Origin of the sequence: Phaeodactylibacter xiamenensis (assembly GCF_000759025.1) — a bacterium.
Lineage (GTDB): Bacteria > Bacteroidota > Bacteroidia > Chitinophagales > Saprospiraceae > Phaeodactylibacter > Phaeodactylibacter xiamenensis.
Map to the genome: position 1 here is coordinate 278,303 of NZ_JPOS01000090.1, position 25,331 is coordinate 303,633.

The following is a 25,331-nucleotide window of genomic DNA, read 5'->3' on the forward strand; positions in this document are numbered from 1 at the left end:
CTTTGCGGCTTTATTTCATGGCATACCTCTATGCCCCAAGCGTAACATTCATGCTGACCGTACATAACCTTGGCTTGCAATACGGCAAGCGCGTCCTTTTTGATGAGGTCAACCTCAAATTCACCCGTGGCAACTGCTACGGTGTCATTGGTGCTAATGGCGCCGGCAAATCCACTTTCCTTAAAATCCTCTCCGGGGAAATCGCTGCCAACCGGGGTGGTGTGGATATTGAGCCGGGCAACCGTATGGCTGTTCTGAAACAGAACCACTTTGAATACGAGGAAGAGCAAGTGCTCGATACCGTTATCATGGGCCACCGGGAGATGTACGACATCATGGTGCGCAAGAATGCTATCTACATGGATCCCGATGCCACAGAAGCCGATGGCCTGCTGGCGGCTGAGCTGGAAAACAAGTTTGGGGAAATGGGCGGCTGGAATGCCGAGAGCGATGCGGCAGAACTGCTGAGCAACCTGGGCATACACGAGTCCCTCCACTACCGGCAAATGAAAGACCTCAGCGGTGGGGAAAAGGTGAAGGTCCTTCTGGCGCAGTCCCTGTTCAGCAATCCGGACATCCTCCTGCTCGATGAGCCTACCAACGACCTCGATGCGGAAACCGTTACCTGGCTGGCCGACTTTCTGGCTGACTTTAAGAATATGGTGATCGTGGTATCCCACGACCGTTACTTCCTGGACATGGTCTGTACGCATGTGGTGGATATCGACTTCAAGCGCATCAAAATCTTCACCGGCAACTACACCTTCTGGTACGAGTCCAGCCTGCTCATGGCGCAGCAGATGGCCAATAAGAATAAGAAGATCGAACAGAAGCGCAAGGAGATGCAGGAATTCATTCAGCGCTTTAGCGCTAATGCCTCAAAATCCAAGCAAGCCACGTCTCGTAAAAAGGCTTTGGAAAAACTCAACCTGGAAGACATTCAGCCTTCGAGCCGAAAATACCCTTACATCAACTTCAAAATGGAACGCGAGCCGGGCGACCAAATCCTGAAGGTCGAGAACCTAAGCCTTCAGGGTACGGATGGCACCCCCCTTTTCGCCAACGTCAGCTTCACGATGAACAAAGGAGAGAAGATTGCCCTCCTGGGCCGCAATGCCACAGCGCTGACGGCTTTCTTCGATGTGATGGCAGGTAAAGCGCAGGCGGATAGCGGCACGATTGAATTTGGCAAAACCATCAACGTAGGCTATCTGCCTAACGAAAACGACGAGTACTTCACCGGTAAGGGCGACCTCGACCTTATCAACTGGCTGCGGCAATACTCTGAAGATCCGGACGAGCAGTTTATCCGGGGCTTCCTGGGCCGCATGTTGTTCTCAGGTGAAGAAGTGCTTAAGAAAGCCTCGGTCCTATCGGGCGGGGAAAAGGTACGCTGCATGCTGTCCAAGATCATGCTCACCCACCCTAACTTTATCCTCATGGATGAGCCGACTAACCACCTTGACCTGGAGTCCATCACGGCACTTAACAACGCCATGACAGACTTCAAGGGCAATATGATTTTCACCTCTCACGACCATAAACTGACGGAGACCGTAGCCAACCGCATCATCGAAATCACTCCCAACGGCATTATCGACAGCCTGATGAACTTCGATGACTACCTGCGGTCAGATGCGATACATGCGCAACGGGACGAGCTGTATGCCAGTGTGACGGCTTAACTACCAGTCCGTAAAGGCAGCGTTGAAAATATCCTCCATCATCTGCTGACTGATGGTGCTGATGGCCTCTTCCTCTACATCTGCCAGGGCCTGGGAAGTACCGAAGTCGAAGAAAAAGGAGAAGGGGCGCTTGCGTTCCCAGCTTTTTTCTTCATTGACATTATTGATGTACTGCACCGCTACTTCTATAGTTAAGCGGTTGATACTTGTTACTTCCCCGGGCTGCGGGGCTTCAGACGTCACCGTATAGCGCGTCACGGTACCTTCAAAAGAGATATCCGGATCGATTTCCTCCAGTGTAAGGCGGGATTCGGTCCGGATTTTTTCTTTCAGGTCTTCCGTCAGGCGTATGGCAATCGTAGGCTCCGCGTTGAGTGCGGTAATGTCAAATTGGTCTACGAAGTAGGTCTTCACCTGCGAATAGTCGATGCTTATACCCTTAAAGGAGTAGCACCCGGAGGCTGAGAAAATAGCCAGGGCCGCTAAGCCCAGTAATAATTGGCGCATGCTTTTTGCGGTAAAGGTATTGAATCCCGCTTAAAAGGCCACTCCTCTTTGCTTTCTCTTAACAGCTGAGACGAACCGGCGGCTGTTTCCTCTTCTCACAACAAGGCTGTACTGATTAGGCTCCTCCGCGCCCGCCCCTGCCGGGAATCTGTCCAATCTGTTTCCCACTCAACATATTAGGGCCGGCTAAACAAAACTTTAAGGTCCTGGCCCAATACCTTCACTAATCCCCCAGCGGTAGTCACCACCAGCTGTTCCCCCTCAGGGCTCCAGTCCAAACCCCAAAGGTATTGGTCTTTCAGGGCATGACCGAGCAATTTCCCATCAACAGACCAGAGGCGGATACCATCACTTGCGGAAGCCAGCATCTTACCATCAGGCGACCAGCGCAGATTGCGGTATTCCGCCCGGCTTTTTTGGATGGATTTTATTAATGCTCCATTGGGTTTACGGAATTGCAACAATGGGGCCAGTTTTTGCTCAGCATCGCCATAGTCCCCCAATGCCAGGAAAGCACCAGAAGGATGCCAGGCTACAGATAGCATTAATACCGGCGTATCGCGGTGGTCTATCGTTTCCACACCTTCAGTTTCCAGGTTGTAGAAGCCCAGTTTAGAACCTACAGTAGCGACCTGATGTCCATCCGGATGCCAGCTTAAACCCGTAATGGCTTTGGGGTCGACTTTGACCTGTCGCTCCAAGCCGCCCTGAGGCGTGTATAGACTCAGGTAACCTTCATTGTCACCCAGTGCCAGCCATCGGCCATCCGGGCTCCAGGCAATGGCTCTTGCGCCTTCAGGTGATACGCTAGGCAATTCGGTCTTCTGCTTGGTCTCCATATCAATGATCACGCTGGTTTTGTTCGTTAGGTGCAGGGTAACGGCCAGTTTGGGCTGTGTGGGGTGCCAGGCCGTATTCGTGATGGTCTGCGGAAAGGAATGCTGTTCTGCGACTTTCCAGGTGTCAGCAGACCAGATCGTAAGGGCTTCAGCATTCCCGCCCGAGGCTACATATCGCCCGTCCGGGCTCCACGCGGCAGTCCAGAGTATAGTTTCAAAATCGTACTCCTGTAAAGGCGTTTTACAAGCGAAAAGGCTGGCGGATAGGATAGCCAGGGTAAGGTAGTTTTTCATGTCAGGTGATTTTGGGATAAAAATAGACTACTGCCACCCACCAGGCGGATAAAAAGTCACAATTACCATATCGTTAACACCACCGTGTAGCGCGCTTTTCCGTATAATAGTGCTTTCTAAAATCTGCTTTTCGAAACACATGATCGACCGCAAAGACTTCCACCGCCACGCACCTGATATTACCAAATGGATACAGCAGTACTTCGACCAATTGGAGGAACTGCCCGTAAAGTCACAGGTAGCTCCCGGTGCTATTTATAAGCAAATCCCGGATCAAATGCCTCAATCCGGGGAGCCGCTGGAGAGCATCCTCCAAGATATGGACCGCATCATCCTGCCCGGTATGACCCATTGGCAACACCCCAACTTCCACGCTTACTTCCCCGCCAACAGCTCAGTGGAGTCGGTCTATGCCGAAATGATGACCGCTGCCATGGGCGCACAGTGTATGATTTGGGAAACCTCCCCGGCTGCCGCGGAACTGGAAGAGCGTATGATGGAATGGCTGCAGCGAGCGATGGGCATCCCAAAAGACTGGGAAGGGGTCATTCAGGATACGGCTTCTTCCGCGACCCTCGTGGCTATTCTGACGGCCCGGGAAAAGGTGACCAACTTCGAAGCCAATGAAAATGGTGTGCCGCCCAACCTGCGCGTTTATTGCTCCACACAAACCCACTCCTCGATTGAAAAGGCAGTAAAAATCGCCGGTATCGGCCGTAAAAACCTGGTCAAAATCCCTGTGGATGAGCAAATGCGGATGCGGCCGGATGCCCTTGATGCACAGATTCAGCAAGATATGGAATCGGGCTACCTTCCCTGTTGTGTGGTCACTGCTGTTGGCACTACCGGCACCGTTGCCGTAGACCCCATCCCTGAGATCAGCGCTATCTGCGCCCGGCATAACGTATGGCACCACATTGATGCGGCCTATGCTGGTTCTGCCCTCATTTTACCAGAGTACCAATGGATGATTGAGGGGATGGAACAGGCCGACAGCTTTGTCTTCAATCCGCACAAATGGCTGTTTACCAATTTCGACTGCACGGCTTACTATGTGAAAGATGCCGATATGCTGGTGCGTACTTTTGATATCCTGCCGGAGTACCTCAAGACCCGCACCCGCGGGCAGGTCAATGACTACCGGGACTGGGGTATTCCACTTGGGCGGCGGTTCCGGGCACTGAAGCTGTGGTTTGTCATGCGCAGCTTTGGGCTAAAAGGCATGCAGGAGCGGCTACGGCAACATATTGTACTCAATACCCAGTTTGCAGAATGGGTCGAACAGTCAGAGAACTTTGAGCTGCTTCTCCCCCCCTTTCTCAACTTCACCTGCTTCCGCTTCCGGCCGGATGGTCAGACGGAAGAAGCCCTCAACGCCCTCAACCAGGCATTGGTGGAAAGGGTGAATCAGCGGGGCAAGCTATTCCTGACCCACACCAAAATTGAGGACCGGTACGTTTTGCGCATGGTCATCGGGCAAACCTACGTTGAAGCCCGGCATGTGGAAGCAGCCTGGGCTGAAATACGGTCCGTTGCAGCTGAATTAAACCTCCACGCTCAGTAGTTCTCCTAAAGCCATAAAAGCGCCTTCCCAGTCTTCGTCCTGGAAGGAACGGGCCCCAGATTGATAATCTTTCAGTAGTGAGAAGTACAGGTTTTGGCTTTGCCAGTATTCCATGGAAATATCCAGCTGACTGATGGTTTGCAAAACAGCTACCAGGGTTTGCAATTGATCCAAACCGGTTTCTCCACTTTGCAGCTGCTGCAGCTCACGGAACACGCGTTCTTCCACCACTAGCTTGAAAGCCTGCTCGTTAGACAAAGTGATGTTCCAACGACGGAACTCGGCATAAATACGACGCAATTCCCGGCGGTTAAGGCTTCCATTCTCAAAAACCTCCAGGAGGTCATGATTAAGCACAAAAGCAACTGCGCTCCGGTAATATTCGGGCACCGGAATATCACTTACCGCCATACCCATCATTAACTGATAATTGTCTTCGTAAATATCGCGAAGCGCTTTTTCCACCTGCCCCTGGCTATCCTCGGTGATTTGCTGCAGTATTTTGCGCTTTTCATCGGTAAAAAGTTCCCAGATAGAGAATTTCTCTTGCCCGAAGTAGGTCTGCATTAGCCCGATCACTTCACCCAGATTGGTGCTCCGGAAGGCTGCTTTGGCAGCCTCTGCCATTTGATCGAAATCCGCCAGGCTCATGTCCAGGGAAATATTGCCGATGATGTTTTGCTGCCCCAGGTAAAGCACCGCAAAGCTGAAGTGTTTTCGGGACAGCGTAGTTTTGGACTGCACCATCGTCCGGCCCACAGCCAGCCGGTATTTCCCGGCAGAAAGCCGGTAGAAACTTTCGCTATCCGCGATGTAGTTGAAGAACTCCAGGTGCTCCGGATACTCTTCAAAAATAGAGGAAGCAGCGTAGTGCATACCTACCCGCATAAGGTCAACCCGGGCAGGAGCCACGTACTTTTGGTAACTTTCTGCTGCATTTTTGTAAACGTTGCTGGGTATTTGCTCCAGTCTGGAGACAAATTCATCGTGCAAATCTACTGCTGCCACCTGTATGGCGTAGTGGATGGCGCGGTTGGCATACTGCAGAATTTGATTGGTTTCAATACCTGATACCTCATCGAAGAACCAACCGCAGCTGGTAAACATGAGCATGGCGTGGCGCTGCAGCTCCATCAGCCGGAGCAGTTGTGTCAATGCTTCCTCGTCCAGGCTTTTTTTGGCGTGTGCCCTTACAAAAGCATCCACTGAGTCCGCATTGCGGTCCAGGAGCACCTGAATATAGTCATTGCGGGCTGCCCATGGATCTTTGAGCAGTTTCCCGGCCTCTGCTTCGTAGACAGGCATCAACTGGTCGCGCAACCAGTTGAGTGTTTCCCGAAGGGGTGCCCGCCAGTCTTGTGTCCAGGTAGGCCGTCCGCCGGTATTGCAGCCACAGTTGGACCGCCAGCGCTCCACCCCGTGCACACAACTCCAGGAGCTATTCTCATGAATCTGCACCTCATAAGTGGGCGGATGGAGCTCCATATACTGACCGTAGTTGGTCACAGTGGCGATGCCCTGCTCTTCGATAGAGCGCAGACAGGCAGCCAGCGCCATTTCGCCGTGCCGGTGATGATGACCATAACTTTCGCCATCGGTAGCGATATGAGCCAGCAGTGGCTCTTCGGTATCTGTAAAGGCTTCCCGAAAGCGGTTCGCAAAGGCGGTACCGTTATTCAACAACCCTTCAAACGCTACGCCCTGCGCAATACCACCGTGGTAGAAAAATAAGGTGATCGTTTTGCCGGAAGGCAACTGACAAAGGTAAGGCCGGCGGGTATCCACAGCTGCATGCCCCTGTTCTTCCCAGTCTGCTGCGCCGATTTTCCGGATTGCTTTGGCCTGTCGGGGCGCCAGGACAGTGAATTGGATCCCTTGCTCCGCTAAGACCTCCAAGGTTTCCGTATCCACCGCGGTTTCGGCCAGCCACATTCCTTCAGGCATACGCTGAAAACGGTGCTTAAAATCTGCGATGCCCCAGGCAATTTGCGTTTCCTTGTCGCGGCGGTTGCAGAGCGGCAGGATGAGGTGGCTGTGCGCCTGCGCCATAGCGGAACCATGCCCGCCAAAGATAGTCTGACTTTCGCGGTCCGCCATCAGGATACGGGCGTAGGTCTTAGGATCGGCTTTTTCCATCCAGGATAACAAGGTAGGCCCAAAATTGAAGCTGATGCGGGCGTAGTTATTGACGATATCAATGATGCGCTGATCACCATTGAGCACGCGGGCGGTAGCATTGGGCGCATAGCACTCAAAATTGATGCGCTCGTTCCAGTCGTGGAAGGGGGCCGCCGAATCCTGTACTTCCACCGTTTCCAGCCAGGGGTTTTCCCGGGGTGGCTGGTAGAAGTGGCCGTGAATGCACACGTATCTTTTGGAGGTGGTCATCTTAATAGCTTGAGTTGATCCCAACGAAGGTAAGAACTTAGTGTAATATCTACAATAAAGAAAGTGTTCCACGATTGGGCACCAATTCCCTATCTTAGCTTAAAAATTACCTATGCGCTTTTTGATTGCTTGCCTGACGTTATTGATTTTGAGCGCCTGCTCAGGAGAAAAGCCCCCAAAAGAGGATGAGGTGACTTTGTTTTCATCAGACTGGGATAGCACGACAGCCCTGGTAACCGATCAGGTTACGGGGATTCTTAAAGCTCAGGAAAGCGCTCAGGAATTACTTATGGCACTTGATTCGCTGCCGGAGGCTCCTGTGACGGATATTAAAACGCGGCTTGAAAAGGAATTGCAAACACTTGGCGAAGCATCTGAAGCTTCATTTGCTTTTGTCAACCGTTGGCAGGAAGGCGCTACCCGCCTAAATGCCATCAAAGAAAGCGGAAACGGAACCCTCTCTGCGTCCGACCTGAAGGAACTGCAGCAACTCAAACAGGAAGGCCAGCAACAGGCCAAAGCCTGGGCCAGCCAATTGGATTCAGCAAGGGTTCTTTTTGAAGAGGCCAGGATGATTCTGGAATAGTGCACAGACTACCCCCACAAATCTGACAGCGTGTAAGGGCTGCCTTCCATAGCCCAAAAACTCCCGTCCACAAAGCGGTACTCCGGGCCAATCTGGGCAATAAACTGTATATCCTCTACGCTCAGTTCTACCTTAGCAGCGTTCAGGTTCTCCGCAATGCGCCCTGCGTTGGTCGACTTCGGGATAACTGCAGTGCCACGGTGCACCGCCCAGCTGATCAGGACCTGCCCGGGCGTACAATCGCGCTTTTCGGCTACTTTCTTTACTGCCGGGTGCTCCAGCAGCAGAGGCTCGTCGTCTTTCTTAATTGCTGAAGAACGGTCCTTAGACCCCAGGGGCGAATAGGCTGTCAGGTGCAGGCCGAGTTCCTTGCAGCCTTTCAACAGTTCATCCTGTGGCAGGAAAGGGTGCAATTCTACCTGATTCATCTCGGGCTTGATCCGGCTGTTCTCCACCAGGTGCTTCACCCGCTCCAATTTGAAGTTGGATACGCCAATGTGGCGTACCAGCCCCTGATCTACTGCGGCTTCCATGCCCTGCCAGGTTTCGGCTACCGGCACTTCGGACAGGCTCAGAAAATCATCGCTGCCTTTTGGGAACATCACCCCCGGCTGCAAGGCAACAGGCCAGTGCACAAGGAAAAGGTCAAGGTAATCCAGCTGCAGGTCAGACAGGGTCTTCCGTAATGCCGGAATGACGTCGTCTTTGCGGTGGGCATCATTCCAAAGCTTGGAAGTCACCCAAAGTTCTTTACGGGTCAGGACGCCCGCTTTGATCGCATCCCTAATCGCGTTGCCTACTTCTTTCTCATTGCCATAGATGGGTGCACAGTCAATGTGGCGATACCCGGTTTTCAGGGCGGTCAGCACCGCTTTGTATACCTCTCCGGGCTTGGATTTCCAGGTACCCAGTCCAATGATGGGCATTTTGTCGTTGTGGGAAAAGTTTAGTGTCTTCATACTATCCCGAACTGCAAATGCCCGGTGAATGTTTGGCAAAACACCCCGGGCATTTGATCTTATTGCCACACCTGAACGGCTTTAATAGTCAGTCTTGATGGTTTTGTCAAAAGGAACTCTGAACTGATAGCCCACATTCTCATCCAAATCATCGCTGAGCACATCCACGCCGTAGCGTACCTTGCGGGGGTCATCATAGACAAAAGTACCAAACATGCGGTCCCAAAGCGAGAAGATATTGCCGTAGTTGGAGTCGGTCCATGGCCGCTCAAAGTGATGGTGGAACTTATGCATATTGGGCGTAATGAACAGCAGGCTCAACGGCTTATCCAACCAGGCCGGCACGGTGATATTGGCATGCGTGAGATAAGTAAACAGGATGGTAGCGATGCGGTAGAACAGATAGAATGCCAGGGGGATGCCAAAGACGATCACACCAAACAACGCAAAGACCTCCCGGATCACATAATCGCCCGGATGATGACGGGTGCCTGTGGTGGCGTCCACTTTCGTATCGCTGTGGTGGACCAGGTGGAATTTCCACATCCACTTCACCTTGTGCAGCAGGTAGTGGGCCACGTACTGTGCGACCAGGTCCAGGAGCATCACCGCCAGGAGCAGCTCCGCCCAAACCGGCAAATCCAGCCAGTACAGCAGCCCGAACTCATACTGTGCGCCCCAGATAAACACCCCTGCTGTGGCAATCGTAAACAACAAATTGATCACCAGGGAAGTGCTGAGGAAGATCAGGTTGACCCCGGCGTGCTTCCACTTTTTATAATTGAGGGTGACCAGCGGTACGGCACCTTCCAGTACCCAACTGACAGACAAACAGGCGAAAACCCAGGCCAGCTTTTGCCAGGCGGGCATCGTTTCAAAAAATGCGAGAAAATTTTCCATAGTTTACCGGTGTTCATTTTGTACAAAATTAAGAAAACCGATAATTATATGGGCAATAAAAATGTCAAAGGCCCGGCACAAAAGGATTGCACCGGGCCATAGCTAATTCACAATAAAACAATCTTTAAAAAGCTTGCCTTACAGTTCTGTGATTTGCTCTTCAAATTCCGTCATTGGCAGATTGGTTTCCACCAGTGCCTTGTAGCCGCCCTTGATGTTAACTACATCGTTGTAGCCGCGGGACTTCAGAATGGAAGCCGTGATCATGGAGCGGTAGCCCCCTGCACAGTGCAGGAAGTAGCGCTTATCGCGGCTTACCTCGCTCATATTGCTGTTGATGAAGTCGAGCGGGAAGTTTTGGGCACCGACGATATGCTGAGCGTTATACTCGCTGGCTTTACGCACATCCAGTACGTTCATACCTTCTTTGTCAAAGCGGTCAGCCAGGTCGGCAGCTGTTACCTCTTCAACCGCATCCACTTCTTCACCGGCTGCTGTCCAGGCTTCGAAGCCGCCTTCCAGGTAACCGATTGGGTTATCATAGCCTACGCGGGCCAGACGGGTTACCACCTCCTTCTGACGGCCCTCATCGGCAACAATCAGAATGGGGATCTGCAGGTCAGTAATCAGCGCACCTACCCACATCGCGAAGTTGTCATCAATACCGATGAAGATAGAACCCGGGATAAAGCCATTGGCAAAGTCATCCTGATGACGGGTATCAATCACCAGTGCTTCTTCCTCTGCCCATGCCGCTTTGAAGGCACGTACGCTCAGCGGGTTGAGGCCTTTGGCAAGGATGTCGTCGATGGAATCATAGCCCATTTTGTTCATCACCGCGTTCTTGGGGAAATACTGTGGAGGCGCCACCAAGCCATCGGTCACTTCCTTCACAAATTCCTCGCGGGTCATAGCTTGCAGGGCGTAGTTGGTCTTCTTCTGATCGCCCAGGTAGCCCCAGGTTTCAGAGCTCATTTTCTTACCACAAGCCGAACCGGCACCGTGGCCAGGATACACAATCACCTCGTCAGACAGTGGCATAATCTTATTGCGGAGGCTGTCAAACAGGTGGCCGGCGAGATCCTCGCGGGATAAGTCTGTTTTAACGGCCAGGTCAGGACGGCCCACATCACCCAGGAAAAGGGTATCACCGGTGAAGATCGCATGCTCTTTGCCTTCCTCATCAAACAACAGGAAAGTGGAAGACTCCATGGTGTGCCCGGGCGTATGCAGCACCTTAATAATTACATTACCCACTTTCAGTTCTTCGCCATCAGTAGCGATGTGCGCTTCAAAGTTTGGCTTGGCAGTAGGACCGAATACGATAGTGGCGCCGGTTTTATTGGCCAGGTCCAGGTGACCGGAAACAAAATCCGCATGGAAGTGCGTCTCCAAAACGTACTTGATGCGTGCACCATCAGCTTCTGCGCGCTCGATGTAAGGATCCGTTTCGCGCAAAGGGTCGATAATTACAGCTTCGCCATTGCTTTCAATGTAATAAGCCGCTTCGGCCAGACATCCGGTATATATTTGTTCTACTTTCATTGGTTAAAAAATTTTACAAGGTTTGGACTGAAGTAATAGATTATTGTCTTAAAATATGATCATTCATTCATGATTCAGGGTAAAAAAATACCCAGGCTTTCTGCTCAGGGGCAACGGTTGTGGTGCTTGCAAATCATTATTCAAATATTGTTTCTGATTACGATTACAAATTAAAGGGGTTTGGGAGGCGGGGTTTGTGATCTAGATCAAATAACAAGGTGACTTTGGTCAGGCAGGCATTGACATTTGTCACCGCTTTCCGTAAGGGACAAAAAATCGCCGGGCAGCGGAGGTAAGGTGACAATAGAATGCTGCTGCCCGGCGTAAGAGGCAAAGGCTGGATTAACTGAGAAGCTCCGTAAGCGGAACTGATGTATATATAAAGCCTCTGCCAAAGCGCTATTTCCAAAAGATGAAGGGGAATAGCGATCAGTAAACATTAGTGGTCTGTGCTCCCCGTTTCAGATCAATGATGATTCGTAACTTGTTCTTTGTATTTCAACAGTTGCCGCTTCACTTTATCAGCAGCACCGGCTACAGCCTTTTCGAAAGCATCGCTGTGGTCCTCGGCAAAAAAAGTATGGCCGGGCACCGTCAGGCGCAGTTCCACAATCTGATCTTCCGGCTGGCGGTGGCGCTTTTCCCCAATCTTGAGGTAAACCTCCGCTTCCGTAATCCGATCTGAATAATTGGCTAATTTGCTGACTTTCTCTTCAATAACACCATTTAGGTATTCGTTTACCTCGAAGGTGGAATTCACTTGTACTTTCATAAGTTCAATTTTCTAGTTCGGTTAGGCTGGTTGATTTCGGCAGCGGTTAGGGCTGCGGTCTCGTCCTTTTTAAGTTTCTGGTGGATTCCGTTTTAGTGATTTAATACTTCCAAGGTATGCCCTCACAGCCGGGGGCGCATTGACAAAGATCAGTTGCAGTAGTTGATCCTTATCACTACCTTTATAGCGGTCTGAAAATCAGGCTCCACAGAATGGGAAAACTATGAGATGGCATTTGATTATCGGTTGGCTCCTCGCCCCGGGGGTACTTTTTGCACAAAATTTGGGCGGCCAGTGGGAAGGGCATCTTTCTCAGGGCGGCAAAACCGATACCTTTGTATACCGCGTCCAATTACAGCAGTCCGGCACCTCTCTGAACGGCGAAGCCTACTCCGCCACCGCTGACGGGCAGCACACCGCCCGGTTTCTCCTTACTGGTTTCTGGGATGGGCAAAAGCTCATTCTTCAGGAGGTCGAACAGATCGAGCCCGCATCGCCTCAGTGGTGCATTAAATACGCGACCCTCCGGGCAGGAGAGCAGGACGGCATCCCTACCCTGTCCGGCCCCTGGCGCGCCGATGGCTGCACACCGGGGCAACTCTTCCTTCAGCGCCCGGTCAAAACCATACAGGATACGGTCGTACAGGAAATAAAGCCTACGGTTGCCGGTAAGTGGACAGGCACGCTTTCTCAGTCCGACCGCGACTATGGCTTCTACTTCGAAGTGGACCTGGGGCCACGCGGGCTGGGTGGCTCCTATATCGTATCTGAAGGCAACGGCGGCAGCGCTCATATGGACCTCGAGTATACCTACAACGCCAACAGCAACGAACTGCACTTTCAGGAAGGCTCCGTTATTAAAAAGGAGGACCCGGCCTGGCCCTGGTGCATTAAATCGGGCGACCTGGCTTACCGACGTGAGGGCAGCCGCCTCGTACTGGAGGGAACTTGGAAAGGGTATATTGAGGGGTATGATATGGAATCCGGCCCCTGCGCCAGTGGCGCCCTATACCTTGAGAAGCCAATACTGACCAGGGAAATCGTACAAACCCGGCAGGCCATTGCCGAACCTTATCAGCTGGAAAATCAGCGGCAGATCAAAGTCCAGCGGGTTCTGGAAGTGAGCAGCCCGAATATCCGGATCAAAATTTGGGACAATGGCACCGTGGACGGCGATGTCGCCACCCTTTTCCTCAACGGAGAGCGCATCCTCAATCAGCACCGCGTCTCTAAGCGGCGCATCGGCATTCCCGTTACGCTTTCGCAAACCGACAACTTCCTCGTCCTCCACGCAGACGACCTGGGCGACATACGGCCCAATACCGTGGCCGTCTCCGTAGATGATGGGGAGCGCGAACAGGTCATCATCGTAAGCTCCAACCTGGAAGAGAGCGGAGCCGTGATGATCAAACAGTTCCGGGTGGATTAATCCTTGGCCGCTAAATTTCGATGAAGCACCTCACGGGCAGGCACAAAAAATCCGGTCCGCTTTCTACAAAAGGAAAACGGACCGGATAATATGCTATCAGCAAATCGCTGATTTTTTTTACTTCACGCGCGCACGCTCCTTGATACGAGCTTTCTTGCCCACAAGATCGCGCAGGTAGTACAGCTTCGCACGGCGTACTTTACCGCGCTTCAGCACCTTAATGTCAACAATATTTGGTGAAACGATCGGGAAGATACGTTCTACACCAATGCCGCTGGAAGTCTTCCGAACGGTGAACATCAGGTTGCTGCCATGGCCTTTGATCTTAATCACGTCACCACGGAAGTCCTGAATACGTTCCTTATCGCCCTCTACAATTTTGTAGCTTACTACAATATTGTCACCGGGGCGGAAAGTTGGAAAGTCCTTCTTTGCCAACAGCTGATCTTCTACAAACTTAATAGCGTCCATCGTACTGATATTTGAGTATTGTCAGGGTCCTTCAATTAGACGTGCAAAGGTAAACCAATAATTTTGAAAAACCTAAACCGAAACAAAAAAATCAACAAAAACAGAAAGCTGCCGGAGCTCCTGCCAAAACACAACCTTTCCGAATTAATGCCCCCGGCAGTTGCCAACCTCGACGGATGCACTATATTTGCGCTGCGAAAACAGCTACAAAGATTATGGACGTAAAAATTACCGTTGTAGACCGGCAGGGAGAAGCCCACGAGCTTGAAGCCCCTACAGATATGAACATGAACCTCATGGAGGTCTGCAAGGCGTATGAGCTGCCGGTAAAAGGCACCTGCGGCGGCATGGCACTCTGCTCTACCTGCCACGTTTATGTGGAAAGCGATCATGAGCTGCCCGAAATGGGCGAAAACGAAGAGGACATGCTCGATCAGGCTTTCTTTGTGGAAGACAACTCCCGCCTGGGGTGTCAGCTCCGCATCACGCCTGAGCTCAATGGACTGAAGGTGCAGTTGGCTCCTGAAGACGAAGAAGCCTAGCTTAAGTCCCGGGAATTGGCTATCTTGTCATAAATGATGGACACAATTCCCGAAATATGAAAACTATAATCAGCTTTGCGCTTTCCCTATTTTTCCTGTCAAATTTATTTACTCAGACAGATACCCTTAGCGGAGTTCTCAACCACTACAGCCCTGTATCCGCTATTGACACCTGTACCGCCCGCCTGACCGTAGGCAGTGCCGCCAATTTTCAGCAGGGCGATACCCTGTTAATTGCCCAAATGCAGGGCGCGGCCATCTCTGTTGCCGACAATTCCCAGTTTGGTTCCCTGACGGAGCTGGGTACAGCAGGCCTCTGGGAGCAGGCTGTCATTCAGGAGGTTCAGGGAAATGACCTGTTGCTCACTCAGTCTTTGCTTCACACCTATAATATAGCTGGCAATGTACAGGTGGTGAGTATCCCCTATTACGAACAAGCTCTAGTCACCGATTCGGTAGCCGCCCAGGCCTGGGACGGGCAAACCGGTGGCATCCTGGCCTTCCGGGCAGGTACGCTTACGCTGAATGGGCGCCTTACTGCAACGGGAAAAGGGTTCCGGGGCGGGAGCGCTGCCCTTAATTACGATGGGAGCTGTACCTGGCTGATCAACTATGAGGACTACCGCTTCGGAGCCAACAGCATTCGCGGCGGGCTTAAGGGAGAAGGCATAGGCGGCGTACCAACGGCCTGGCCCCGGGGCAGAGGTGCGGCTGCCAACGGGGGCGGAGGCGGCAACGACCATAATGCCGGTGGAGGCGGTGGGGCGCTACTCACTGCCGGCGGACGGGGCGGGGAAAATGACAACCCTAACTTCCTGGGCTGCAAAGGGTTTGGAGAAGGTGCCGCAGGCTGGTCTTTGCCCAACAATAGCCGGCTCTTCCTGGGCGGGGGCGGCGGGGCCGGCCATGGCAATAATAATGTAGCTACGGACGGTGGAAAAGGTGGAGGCATTATTTTGCTGGAAGCCGGCCAAATCATAAGCAATAACGGAGTCATTGTAACGAATGGAGAACATGCCCAAAATGCCGGGGGCGATGGTGCTGGCGGCGGCGGGGCAGGTGGCATGATCCTGCTGAATGCCAACAACATCAACGGCCCAATCACCTTTTCAGCCATGGGCGGCAACGGCGGCAGTGCCAATAACAACAATCAGGATCAGTGCTTCGGTCCGGGCGGCGGTGGCAGCGGAGGCTACATCGGCGCACCCGAAGGCTTTGACACCGATATCCTGTTAAATGGCGGAGCGCCCGGGCTCTCCCTCAATTCCTCCGAATGTCCGGAATCACCAAACGGAGCCACTCCGGGCACAGATGGCTTACTTGAAGGCCCGCTGACCTTCCCGTTTAGCACCATCCCAATACCACAGCCTCCTATAGTCGCTACCGATCAGGATACGCTTACTGCTTGTGCAGAAACCCTTACCCTAAGCGCACTGCCCGACGGAAGTTTCAATACCCTGATCTGGGAATTCGACAACGGCAACGGTTTTATGCCCGTGCCTGATAATGCCGACTATGATGGGGTCAACACCCCCAACCTGCTGCTCAATACCCCGGCTGCTTCCGCTGGCTCGAGCTTCCGCCTGTCGGCAATCTCCAGCTGCTTCCCGCCAGTTTACAGCAGTGTGATTGAAGTGACAAGCGGGGCCCCACCTCTACCTGACTTTACGGTGGACCTGAATGGCCTGACCGCTACCTTTTCTCCGGTCAGCATGGATGCAATATCCTACACCTGGAATTTTGGGGATGGAAATACTTCCTCCTCTGCCGGGGCGGCTCATACTTACCCTTCCTCTGGTGTTTATACTGTCACCCTAACGGTCACCAACGCCTGTGGGACCGCCACTTCTGAGCAAACCATTACCGTAGGCAGTGCGCCCGTGCCGGACTTTGGCGTGAGCGGTAGCAGCAGTGGCTGTGCCCCACGGAGCATTGGCTTCGTCAATCAGTCCACAGGTACCTTTGACAGCCTGCTTTGGGCCTTTCCCGGAGGTACGCCCGCCTCTTCCACGCAGCCAAATCCCACAATTACCTATGAGACGCCGGGGACTTATGATGTCAGCCTTACCCTGTTTAGTGCCTTTGCCCCACAACAGGCGACCATTCAGGACCAAGTCATCATTTATATCCGGCCCACCGCCGCCTTTACCTATGATACGGATGAGCTGACCGTCACTTTTACCAATTTGTCAACGGATGCTGATTTCTTCTCCTGGAACTTTGGAGACGGGGAAACAAGTACAGCAGAGGACCCGGTACATACTTTTCCCGGTCCCGGCACTTATGATGTCACCCTCAACGCGTCTAACCCCAACTGCTCCCGCGCAGTAACAGAGACGATCTTCCTACAGCCTTCTTCCACAACGGCCACCGATCAGAAGCGGCAAATATGGCTGTCGCCCAATCCTGCAGGCAACCAAACCTGCCTGCAGGCTGTCCCGGAGTTGCAGCTCCCACTCCCCTGGCAATGCTTCAACGCTACCGGGCAGCTTGTGGCTGAGGGTACCTTGCGGCAAATACCGGGATGTATTTCACTAAAAGGATGGACAGGAGGGACCCACTATATCAAGATTTTAAGTAAAGAAAACGTGTACCTTTTGCAGCTTATTGTACAGTAAGTTTACCGTCGGCTAAGGTTATACCGGGCTACGGCCTGATGCTTCCGTCCGTAGCCAATACCCTGCATGAGCACGCTGGAGCCCAGCAGCGCCCAACTCCAGTTTGGCTGATCGGTGCGCACGACGTAAAAACAACTGGCAAAGACAGCCGCCGAGCTCCAGTGCCACCACTGCCCTTTCCGCCAGGACCGCCAGGCTTCGCGATCTGATCGTAGCATAGCCTTGAGCTCCCGCTGCCTGAGGTAATCGCCTTCCAGCTGATACCGCTGCCCACCCCACCAGGTGTCTTTGATTTGGATGGTATCCGGTAAAAATAAGTGAGCATGCGCTACAGCAAGAGGCTGGGCACAGGCAAGCCCTGTTCCACAGAGCAGGATTAGCATCATCCAGAACTGCTTCATCTTTTTTGAAAGCAATTTCCGGGAAAAACGATAATAGCAATTGTCTTATCCTGCCAAATTATCCGGCTAATAATAACTGTCCAACATGGAAGGCAGTTTCCTCCAGGCGGCTTGCTGTTTCCTGCAGTGCTGTTTCCAGGTCAACCGGACGATTTTGGATGGAGAATGCCGCTTGCAGCCCAATGGAGCGGACGGCTTCCGGGCTGGCCTGAAGGGCACCGCACAGAGCAATCACCGGCACAGCTTTTTGGCGTGCACGTTGAGTGATGCCCTTGATGAGCTTGCCTCTGAGTGTTTGTTCGTCCAGGCGCCCTTCCCCGGTGATAACCAGGTCGGCCTGATCAAGGGCGGTTTCAAAACCCGCCACCTCCATGATGGTTTCAATACCTGGTTTCAATGAAGCGCCAAGATAGGTGAGGCACCCGGCCCCCATGCCTCCGGCAGCGCCACTGCCCGGTACTTCGGCTATGGGTTTTCCGGCAAGCTTTTCCATTTGCGGAGCGATATGCCGCAGACCGGCATCCAGCAACTCCACTGCTGCCTGATCGGCTCCTTTCTGAGGTGCGAAAACCCGGGCAGCGCCATGCTCGCCAAAAAGCGGGTTATCCACATCGCATAGGGTAATGATCTCAATCTGCCGCGGATCCAGGAACAGCATGCGGTCATCAATACGATGTACTTTCACGAGGTTCTCCCCCACCGGCTCCAGTTCGTGGCCCTGTCTGTCCAGAAAACGGTAACCCAGGGCAGCAGCCATGCCCATACCCGCATCATTAGTGGCACTTCCACCAAGACCCAGGATAATCTTTTCCGCCCCCCGTCCCATAGCAGCGATGATTAGAGCGCCGGTGCCCATTGTGGAGGTCCTAAGCGGGTTTCGTTCTTCTGGTTTCAGCAACTGAAGCCCGGAAGCCGATGCCATTTCGATAAATGCAGTCTTACCATCACCAGACATACCATATTGGGCCATTATGGGTTCGAAGCGTGGATTGGAGGCGCGGTCTTCCACCATCTGCCCTCCGGTATGGTGCGCCAGTATAGCAGCGGTGCCTTCGCCCCCATCAGCCAGTGGCATAAGGGTTACCCGAAATTTATCATTGGCAGTTTTCAGCCCTTTTTCAACAGCCTGGCAAACTGCTTCGGCGGGCAGTGCATCTTTGAAAGTATCACTGGCAATCAGGATGCGCATAGTACAGTCGTTTAGACGAAAGTAACCAAAAGTGCCCTATTCCAAAAGCAAATGGCGAAGGTAAGGCTCCAGACCAAGCTCATTATCGAGTTCCAGCTTATTCTTAAGACGGTACCGCGCCATATTCACTGCTTTTTCGCTCACCCCCTGAGTAGACGCAATCTCCATAGTCGAAGCCCCCAGGGCGATAAGAATAGCGTAGCGCTGCTGTGTTTTTGTCAAATCCGGAGCTTTTTCTGACAATGACTTGAAAAAGCCGGGGTAGGATAAAAGAAAAGGCTCTACAAAATCGGTCTTCTCTGTATAATCATGTATTAAAACACTCAGCTTTCGCTTCAGCAAAGACGGGTTGGATTCATAGCGCTCTATTGCATCCATAGCATTATTTTTCAACTGTGCAGCTCCGATACCACTCTGCAAGGCATTCTGACGCTGCACTTTGAGCTGTTTATCCAGCTGCTCGCTGTGTTTTCTGGCTGCCTGTGCTTTTGCTCTTGCCTCTGCCATCCTTTTTTGGTTACTGCGCAGAAGCATGCCCAGGGTAATCAGTGCTGCAATAGCAAACAACAAAGCTGCACCAAGGTAAAGACGGTTCCGCTCCAGTAATGTGGCTCTTAACTCAGCTGCCTGTGCGACACGCTCGGCCTGGTCTCGTTGGTTCTTAAAAGTTTCCAATTCATAGATAGCTGCCATTTCCTCCACGCGTAGCTGTTTACTTAGGTGCCGAAAAGCGTTATGCCTGCGACCTAATTCACGCATTTCAATCGAGGCAAGACCTGCATCCCCCTTCAGAAGAAGAGCCTTGACCCGGGACTCTGATAACGCTACCCGGGACTGTGCATCCTCGCGAGCCAGACCTTCGGCCAGGTCAATAGCAGCAAGAGCCTGATCTGGCTGATTTAAAGCAAGATGGTACTCAATCTTCATGAAGTAAAAGTCGTACGAGAGTGAAGTCCTCTTATTTAATTCATAACGCCGCAGGCTATCCAGTACATACTCAGCACGGGCGTATTGCTGCTTACCTAAGTATATTCTGAAAGCAGCCTCTGTGTAAGCGGGCAACAGATAATTGAACTCTTCCATATACAGGTCAAGCTCTTCCAGTAATGCTTCACCTCTTTCCCAATCCTCCTGTAAACCAGCAACTTCTATTTGATTAATCAAACTTAATACCATGGGGTAGGCGCCGTCCTCAATAGCCGAGGCTTTTTCCCGTACCTCTGTAAAAATAGAATCAGCAACTTGGTACATATCCCGACGCAGATAGGTAAGCCCTATATTATTTAGCACGACCGCCTTTTCCTGCTCAGAGATAAGCGTCTCTGTTTTTCCTGCTAATTGCTGACTGAGCAAAAGATATTGGTAAGCCGCTTCATATTTTTTACTATACAGATAAACCATGCTGAGGTTACTGTAAACCAGATAAAGCCGGCGTTGATCTTCTGCCTGATCGAAGAACACAATTGCTTTGCGATATGCGGATTCAGCAAGGCTTTTCTCCCCATTTGCGAAGTAGGCATTGCCCCTCGACAGCCAGTACCCTCCTTTGATTTGGACAGAATTCGTTTTGTCAGCCAGGGATTTGTACTCATCAAGTACGCCTTCTATCACTTCCGTTTTACCGCTGTACAACACCATTCTAAGCCGGGCTTTATGGTATTCGTACTGAAGAGAATCTGATGGGAAAAACAAGCTTCTATAAAGGCTGTCATAGCATTCTGCCTCTGGGCTACCGGTTTTTTCTGCCTGTTGCAAGAGTTCAAGCAGGCGGCTGGGTGAATAGGTGTTATCCTGTTCACTGAGGCTGTTTCCACAGGGGGTATCTATTTCTGTTTGCCCGCAAGACCAGCTTTGAAGGGGCAACACCAAAAAAATAATACTGAATAGAGCCAATTGCTGGATGCCCTGCCTGCAATGGCAGAGACATAACGACAAACACTGCCGTTTCATACGTTTACTGTGCATATCTGTTCCTTATAAGGAACTAAGTTAGTTTTTTTTCCCATCCTTCCCAAAAAACGACCCAATCGAATTGTGCAACCCTACAGTAAGGATCGTTCGTATTCGTGTTGCAAACAGCAAATGAGAGCATTCTTTATTTATCATTGCTGAAAGGGCACATAAGGATCAGATAAAAAAACTGGTGCCCAACAGGCCACCAGCTTTAACATAAAATTACCCAAACAGAATGAGAAGTCTTCCCCCCGGGAAGCTAACCTTCTTTGATTAGCTTCCATATCAGGAGGAGTAATTAAGAGAGGAGCGCATTCGTACTCACTGAAAACTTAGATCTAATTAGTAAAGCTTAGTCGTTATTCATAGTTCTTATTAATGTAGACCCGTATATTCTTTTTCAAACATAAGGGGGATTCTCAAAACATCAAAGAAATTAGCCCAAAGGTTAAAATAACATAAGTCGTTGATTTACTCTGCTTTAAATGATTTTGTAGAGCGAAAATGCCCGCTTGTAGACTCACCGTTAACGATTTGCGCGGGATTTATCAAAAAAAGTAAGGCATTTCAAAGCATATTCAGCCGAAAAAACAATGGCTGGTATACACTTAAGCATACCAGCCGAAAATAATGCACAAATAAAACGCCCACAAAAACCTCAAGCTATCGTAGCTGCTGCACCAACTCTATCTTATTCGCACACTATTATTCTTACCAACTGACCGGGGCCTCCGGCAGACCTGCACTGGACGGTGTATACGCCTGCCGGAAGCCCCTCCATATCCAGTTTCAATTGCTGCTGCCCGGCCACCGCCTGCTGAACCGGCAGGGCCAACTGCCCCAGCGGGCCATATATCCGTACTTCCGCTCCTGCCTCCAGAGGTACCGCCCATTCCAGTACCGCAGCGCCAGCCGTTGGGTTGGGCCAGATAATCAGCCCGTTGCCAGGGCCGGATGTATGGCTCGTGACCGGAGGCGACCACACCTGCTGCTCCAGTACCACGACCCGCACCTTGCTCACCGAACCCGACATGCTGCCCGATGGGTCCACCGTAAAGCCCCCCACTCCCACTTCAAAACAGCTCCCCAATGGCTGTGGCATCGATACCGCCGCCAGGTTCAGCCACCCTGCGCCCAGTATCTGATAACGCCCGCGCCACGTCCCGTTGGAATATTCCAGGCGGATCTTTTTCGCATTCGGCGCATCCAGCAGCGTAACTTCACGCAGGTCACCGTCTGCTCCGCGGACTTCCCAGCGCAACAGCCCGCTGCCATTCCAATATAAGCCGACCATAGCCGCATCCGGCAACAGGCTGCTCCGCGCGCTCAGCCCAATATAGCTGTCCCCGGAGACCGCGCCCAGGTCCAACTGCAGCCCACCTTTGCTCGCACAAAACGGCTGATGCACAAACAGGTAGCCGTCTGGGCTGCCGCCACTGCCTGAATGATACCCCCCTGACCATAGGTTCAGCGTCCCGTTATCCGTACAGATGTCCCATGTGGCACTGCCCGGTGAACCGTTCAGCCCCGTCACCGACCACTCCGGTGGCAGCCCCGGGCTCTGCTGTACGCTCACCGTGGAGGTGCAGGACGACTCGTTCCCATTTACATCTATCGATGTGACCTGCACTTCGTACGTGCCCCCGATGTCTTCACAGGTGTAAATGGCAGCGTCGTACAGTATTGTATCTATACCGCAGGCATCAAACCCGCCTGCATACACATCGCTCAGCAATAGCTCGTAAGTGCCATCGTAGCTCACCTGCACCTCCGGCGAGCTGCATAATACCGAGGGAGGGGACAAATCCTCTACTGTGACCTGGGCCTCGCAACTGCTGCTGTTACCGTTCACGTCTGTGCCCGTTAAGGTAACGGACTGAACACCAACATCACCACAATCAAAAGATGACTGGCTCAGGCTCAGACTCACTGCGCCGCAGGCGTCATTGCTGCCGGCATTCACATGAGCTGCTGACAGCAAGCCCGTACCGAAGACGCTCAGTGTTACCGTCCGGTTCTGGCACAGCATCACAGGGCCCACAGAATCCCTTACCGCTATGGTGGCCGTACAAGTGCCGCTGTTACCGTTTTCATCAACGCCCGTTAGCGTGACCGGCAGCTCGCCCACATCGCTACAACCAAAGACAGTCCGGCTCAGGAAGAGCGTGTCCAGACCGCAGGCATCGTTGCTGCCGCCATCTATATCAGCTACCACTATGCTGCCGATGCCATCTTCATCCAGGTAGATCGTCTGGCCTGTGCACAACAGCTGCGGAGCAATGCTATCCAGCACTGTGACCGTAGCCGTGCAGAAAGCTTCATTATCGTTCTTATCCACTGCGGTGAGCGTAACCGTATTCGGGCCCACATCGCTGCAACCAAAGACCGTCTGGCTCAGGAAGAGCGTGTCCAGACCGCAGGCATCATTGCTGCCGCCATCTATATCGCCTACCGCTATGCTGCCGATGCCCTCTTCATCCAGGTAGATGGTGTGGCCTGTGCACAACATATGCGGGGGCACCGTATCCTGGACCATCAGCACATAGGTATGCCTGATGCTGTTGCTGTCCGCGTCCGTGGCCCATAGCTCCAGTTGGTTCGCCCCTATGCCCGCAAACAGGCTCAGCGTGCTGCCCGCTATGGCTGCTTCGGGCATTTCGCTGCACCCTTCACAGGATACGCTGTACTGCAGCGGTGGCGCAGTGCAGTTGTCTGACACCTCTGCCTGCCACGATAACGACAGCCCGCAGGCCTCGGGGCCAGCGAAATACTCCAGCGTGTCAGAAGCCGGCAGGGCTCCGCTGCCTGCATCCACAAAAAGAGCGGGGCTGAGGCTGTCCTGGCTCACCAACTGCGCCAAACTGTCTGTAATAAATGGGAAACAGCTGCTGCTGTACGTGCAGCTGCCCGCTTCTGACAGTTCTATACGGAGGCTATATGTACCCGCTCCCAGCGACTCTACCCGGAATGTGTCCGGCAGTAGCTGCCCGCTGCCCAGTTGCTGAACCGGCAGCGATGCCTCTCCCAGATAAACATCAAAACGGCCGCCGCTGCAATAGGGCGTTGTCAGGCCGATCTCCACATGCCCGTCCGTAGCTTCCGGGCAGGACGGGCCCGCTGCGCTCAGCACCTCCACTTCTATGAGCGGGTTGCAGGGGTCTCCATCATCAGGGTCTGCGTCCGCGTATACCCCATCCCCGTCTGCATCGCAGTTCCCGTTCAGGGCGTCAGGGTTACAGGCATCATCAGGATCCGGGTCCAACTGATCGCACAGCCCGTCCCCATCCGTATCAGGGCCCGAGCAAAACAATACAGTGACCGTATCCTGAAGCTCGGCAGGGTAGCTGCAGTCTGATGCACGGAACTGCACCTCCTCCACGCCTTCCCAGCCTGGCACGCGCAAGCCTACCGACAGCGCGCCCGTCTGACTGTCAAGGGTGTAGGACAGAGGGGAAAAGTCCAGAATCTCTGGGCTATCAGGAGTGCCCAGCGGCGAACTGCTGATGAAAGAACGGGTTGCAGGCTCGTTAAACACCCGGTTGAGAGCAGCACTAAAATAACGTAGCTCCAAGTTAGCAGAAGGCTCTGTGTGATAGATCTGCATGATGAACACCCGCCTGCCTCCCAGTTCCTGAGGCGAAGCTACTCCACGTAATTCACCGTTTATAAAAGCACCTAGCAAATCGTCATTAGAGATAAAACCTAAAGATGGGGTATATTGCACTTCGCCGACCAGGCTCATTGTATATGGCCAGCTACTTCCTCCGACTACCCAGGAGACTGATTGCTGAAGTACGCCCTCTTCCAGAAGCGGCTCCAAGGACCACTCCAGGCAACTCCCGGTATAGCTATCTTCGAAGTCACCAAGAGGCAACATATCAAAATGCTCGCCCACAAGTACACTCTGGATGGGCACCGAATCTAATAAAGGCCCATTGTAGCCCTCAGTAACCGTAAGAGACAAGACCGAAGAGGCGCTATAATTATTCAAACCCTGTTCTGTAGCTGTTATCACCAGCTCTTCTGTACCTGTCCAACCCGGTAAGGGGGACAGCTCCAATAAGCTGTCTTGCAGGCTAACGATAAAGTGGTCGGAAGTGCTAACGGACCATTCGACAGGGTCATTGTCCCATTGCAACAGATACGCATTCAGATTCAGGGGCGCGAACGCCATACCCTCAAGGCGCGTAATTGCTGGCAGGCTGTCCAGGCTTATCGCCACATCTCCATCTGTATCAACAGAGATAATATACGGGTTGTCAGGGCTCCCTGTCGAGGACAAATGCTGGAAATCAAAAAGAATGGTAGCAGGATAGATTGCATCCTCTTCTGCCAGGTATACCAAAACGGTATAGGAAACGCCGCTTGGGACATCACCATAGAGTGTCATAAAATGGTATACCTCGCTGCCCCCCGGGACACTCATACTTAACCCAAGGATTTCACTCCCTTTGACCACTGCTATTAGATCATTAGCATCATGGTAAGGCTCACCGTCTACCTCAAGTACTGCAGTCAGATTAGCAGAATAGGCATATTGGCTCGCTGCCGGTGCCTGCCAAGCCGGCGGGCCAGCCAGCAGACTAAGCGGTAAGAATACCGCCAGCAACAGGATCGCAAAAAGAAATTTCATGGCTTGTATTTTGATGAGCCCCTGCCTTAATACTGAAGGCAGGGGCTGAAAGGTCA

General features: G+C 52.5%; 18 protein-coding genes. 6 read left to right on the forward strand and 12 right to left on the reverse strand.

Features of this window, described 5'->3' with window-relative positions:
• The first annotated feature begins 50 nt into the window (after window positions 1–50).
• Window positions 51–1,685, forward strand: a complete 1,635-nt coding sequence (locus tag IX84_RS27155) for an ABC-F family ATP-binding cassette domain-containing protein (RefSeq protein WP_044228996.1) — start codon at window positions 51–53, stop codon at window positions 1,683–1,685.
• Here the strand turns inward: IX84_RS27155 and lptE are convergent, their stop codons facing one another.
• Complete coding sequence (gene lptE, locus IX84_RS27160; protein ID WP_044228627.1) at window positions 1,686–2,192, reverse strand: LPS assembly lipoprotein LptE; 507 nt, start codon at window positions 2,190–2,192, stop codon at window positions 1,686–1,688.
• Between the two features lie 176 nt (window positions 2,193–2,368).
• Entirely contained in the window at window positions 2,369–3,325 is a 957-nt protein-coding gene (locus IX84_RS27165; protein ID WP_044228630.1) for a WD40 repeat domain-containing protein, read from the reverse strand.
• Window positions 3,326–3,464: 139 nt separating this feature from the next.
• Between IX84_RS27165 and IX84_RS27170 the strand changes: the two genes are divergently transcribed.
• Window positions 3,465–4,889, forward strand: coding sequence for a pyridoxal phosphate-dependent decarboxylase family protein (locus IX84_RS27170; RefSeq protein ID WP_044228634.1), 1,425 nt, complete (start codon window positions 3,465–3,467; stop codon window positions 4,887–4,889).
• Here the strand turns inward: IX84_RS27170 and IX84_RS27175 are convergent.
• Window positions 4,869–7,277 (reverse strand): DUF3536 domain-containing protein, encoded by a 2,409-nt coding sequence (locus tag IX84_RS27175; protein ID WP_044228638.1) that lies wholly within the window; start codon window positions 7,275–7,277, stop codon window positions 4,869–4,871. The genes IX84_RS27170 and IX84_RS27175 overlap by 21 nt on opposite strands.
• 112 nt (window positions 7,278–7,389) lie before the next feature.
• Here IX84_RS27175 and IX84_RS27180 point away from each other — a divergent pair, with 112 nt between their 5' ends.
• Complete coding sequence (locus IX84_RS27180; protein WP_044228641.1) at window positions 7,390–7,863, forward strand: hypothetical protein; 474 nt, start codon at window positions 7,390–7,392, stop codon at window positions 7,861–7,863.
• An 8-nt stretch (window positions 7,864–7,871) separates the two neighbouring features.
• On the opposite strand, the gene IX84_RS27185 is transcribed toward IX84_RS27180, so the two are convergent.
• The 4 genes from IX84_RS27185 to hpf all read right to left on the reverse strand — a co-directional run bounded on the left by IX84_RS27185 (window position 7,872) and on the right by hpf (window position 12,039).
• Window positions 7,872–8,822: an aldo/keto reductase gene (locus tag IX84_RS27185; protein WP_044228644.1), complete on the reverse strand. Its 951-nt coding sequence runs from the start codon at window positions 8,820–8,822 to the stop codon at window positions 7,872–7,874.
• Between the two features lie 81 nt (window positions 8,823–8,903).
• A complete protein-coding gene (locus tag IX84_RS27190; protein ID WP_044228646.1) occupies window positions 8,904–9,722 on the reverse strand; it encodes a sterol desaturase family protein in 819 nt (272 codons plus the stop codon).
• A gap of 138 nt (window positions 9,723–9,860) precedes the next feature.
• Window positions 9,861–11,267, reverse strand: a complete 1,407-nt coding sequence (locus tag IX84_RS27195) for an MBL fold metallo-hydrolase (protein ID WP_044228648.1) — start codon at window positions 11,265–11,267, stop codon at window positions 9,861–9,863.
• Between the two features lie 466 nt (window positions 11,268–11,733).
• Window positions 11,734–12,039, reverse strand: a complete 306-nt coding sequence (gene hpf, locus IX84_RS27205) for a ribosome hibernation-promoting factor, HPF/YfiA family (RefSeq protein WP_044145907.1) — start codon at window positions 12,037–12,039, stop codon at window positions 11,734–11,736.
• Window positions 12,040–12,262: 223 nt separating this feature from the next.
• On the opposite strand from hpf, the gene IX84_RS27210 reads away from it, so the two are divergent.
• Window positions 12,263–13,468 carry a hypothetical protein gene (locus tag IX84_RS27210; RefSeq protein WP_044228652.1) on the forward strand — a complete coding sequence of 402 codons (1,206 nt, stop codon included), beginning with the start codon at window positions 12,263–12,265 and terminating at the stop codon, window positions 13,466–13,468.
• Between the two features lie 117 nt (window positions 13,469–13,585).
• Here IX84_RS27210 and rplS read toward each other — a convergent pair whose 3' ends face one another.
• Window positions 13,586–13,939 (reverse strand): 50S ribosomal protein L19, encoded by a 354-nt coding sequence (gene rplS, locus IX84_RS27215; RefSeq protein WP_044228654.1) that lies wholly within the window; start codon window positions 13,937–13,939, stop codon window positions 13,586–13,588.
• 215 nt (window positions 13,940–14,154) lie between these two features.
• Between rplS and IX84_RS27220 the strand changes: the two genes are divergently transcribed.
• Together IX84_RS27220 and IX84_RS31620 are read left to right on the forward strand one after the other, a co-directional pair.
• Window positions 14,155–14,481, forward strand: a complete 327-nt coding sequence (locus IX84_RS27220; RefSeq protein ID WP_044228656.1) for a 2Fe-2S iron-sulfur cluster-binding protein — start codon at window positions 14,155–14,157, stop codon at window positions 14,479–14,481.
• Between the two features lie 56 nt (window positions 14,482–14,537).
• Window positions 14,538–17,099, forward strand: coding sequence for a PKD domain-containing protein (locus IX84_RS31620; RefSeq protein WP_052516452.1), 2,562 nt, complete (start codon window positions 14,538–14,540; stop codon window positions 17,097–17,099).
• 2 nt (window positions 17,100–17,101) lie between these two features.
• Here IX84_RS31620 and IX84_RS27230 read toward each other — a convergent pair whose 3' ends face one another.
• The 4 genes from IX84_RS27230 to IX84_RS27245 form a co-directional block, all read right to left on the reverse strand.
• Window positions 17,102–17,500 carry a hypothetical protein gene (locus IX84_RS27230; RefSeq protein ID WP_044228659.1) on the reverse strand — a complete coding sequence of 133 codons (399 nt, stop codon included), beginning with the start codon at window positions 17,498–17,500 and terminating at the stop codon, window positions 17,102–17,104.
• A 58-nt stretch (window positions 17,501–17,558) separates the two neighbouring features.
• Window positions 17,559–18,689: a glycerate kinase gene (locus tag IX84_RS27235; protein ID WP_044228661.1), complete on the reverse strand. Its 1,131-nt coding sequence runs from the start codon at window positions 18,687–18,689 to the stop codon at window positions 17,559–17,561.
• Between the two features lie 36 nt (window positions 18,690–18,725).
• Window positions 18,726–20,150, reverse strand: coding sequence for a helix-turn-helix transcriptional regulator (locus IX84_RS27240; RefSeq protein WP_160213960.1), 1,425 nt, complete (start codon window positions 20,148–20,150; stop codon window positions 18,726–18,728).
• Window positions 20,151–21,333: 1,183 nt separating this feature from the next.
• Window positions 21,334–25,275, reverse strand: a complete 3,942-nt coding sequence (locus tag IX84_RS27245; RefSeq protein WP_044228669.1) for a T9SS type A sorting domain-containing protein — start codon at window positions 25,273–25,275, stop codon at window positions 21,334–21,336.
• Between the last annotated feature and the right edge of the window lie 56 nt (window positions 25,276–25,331).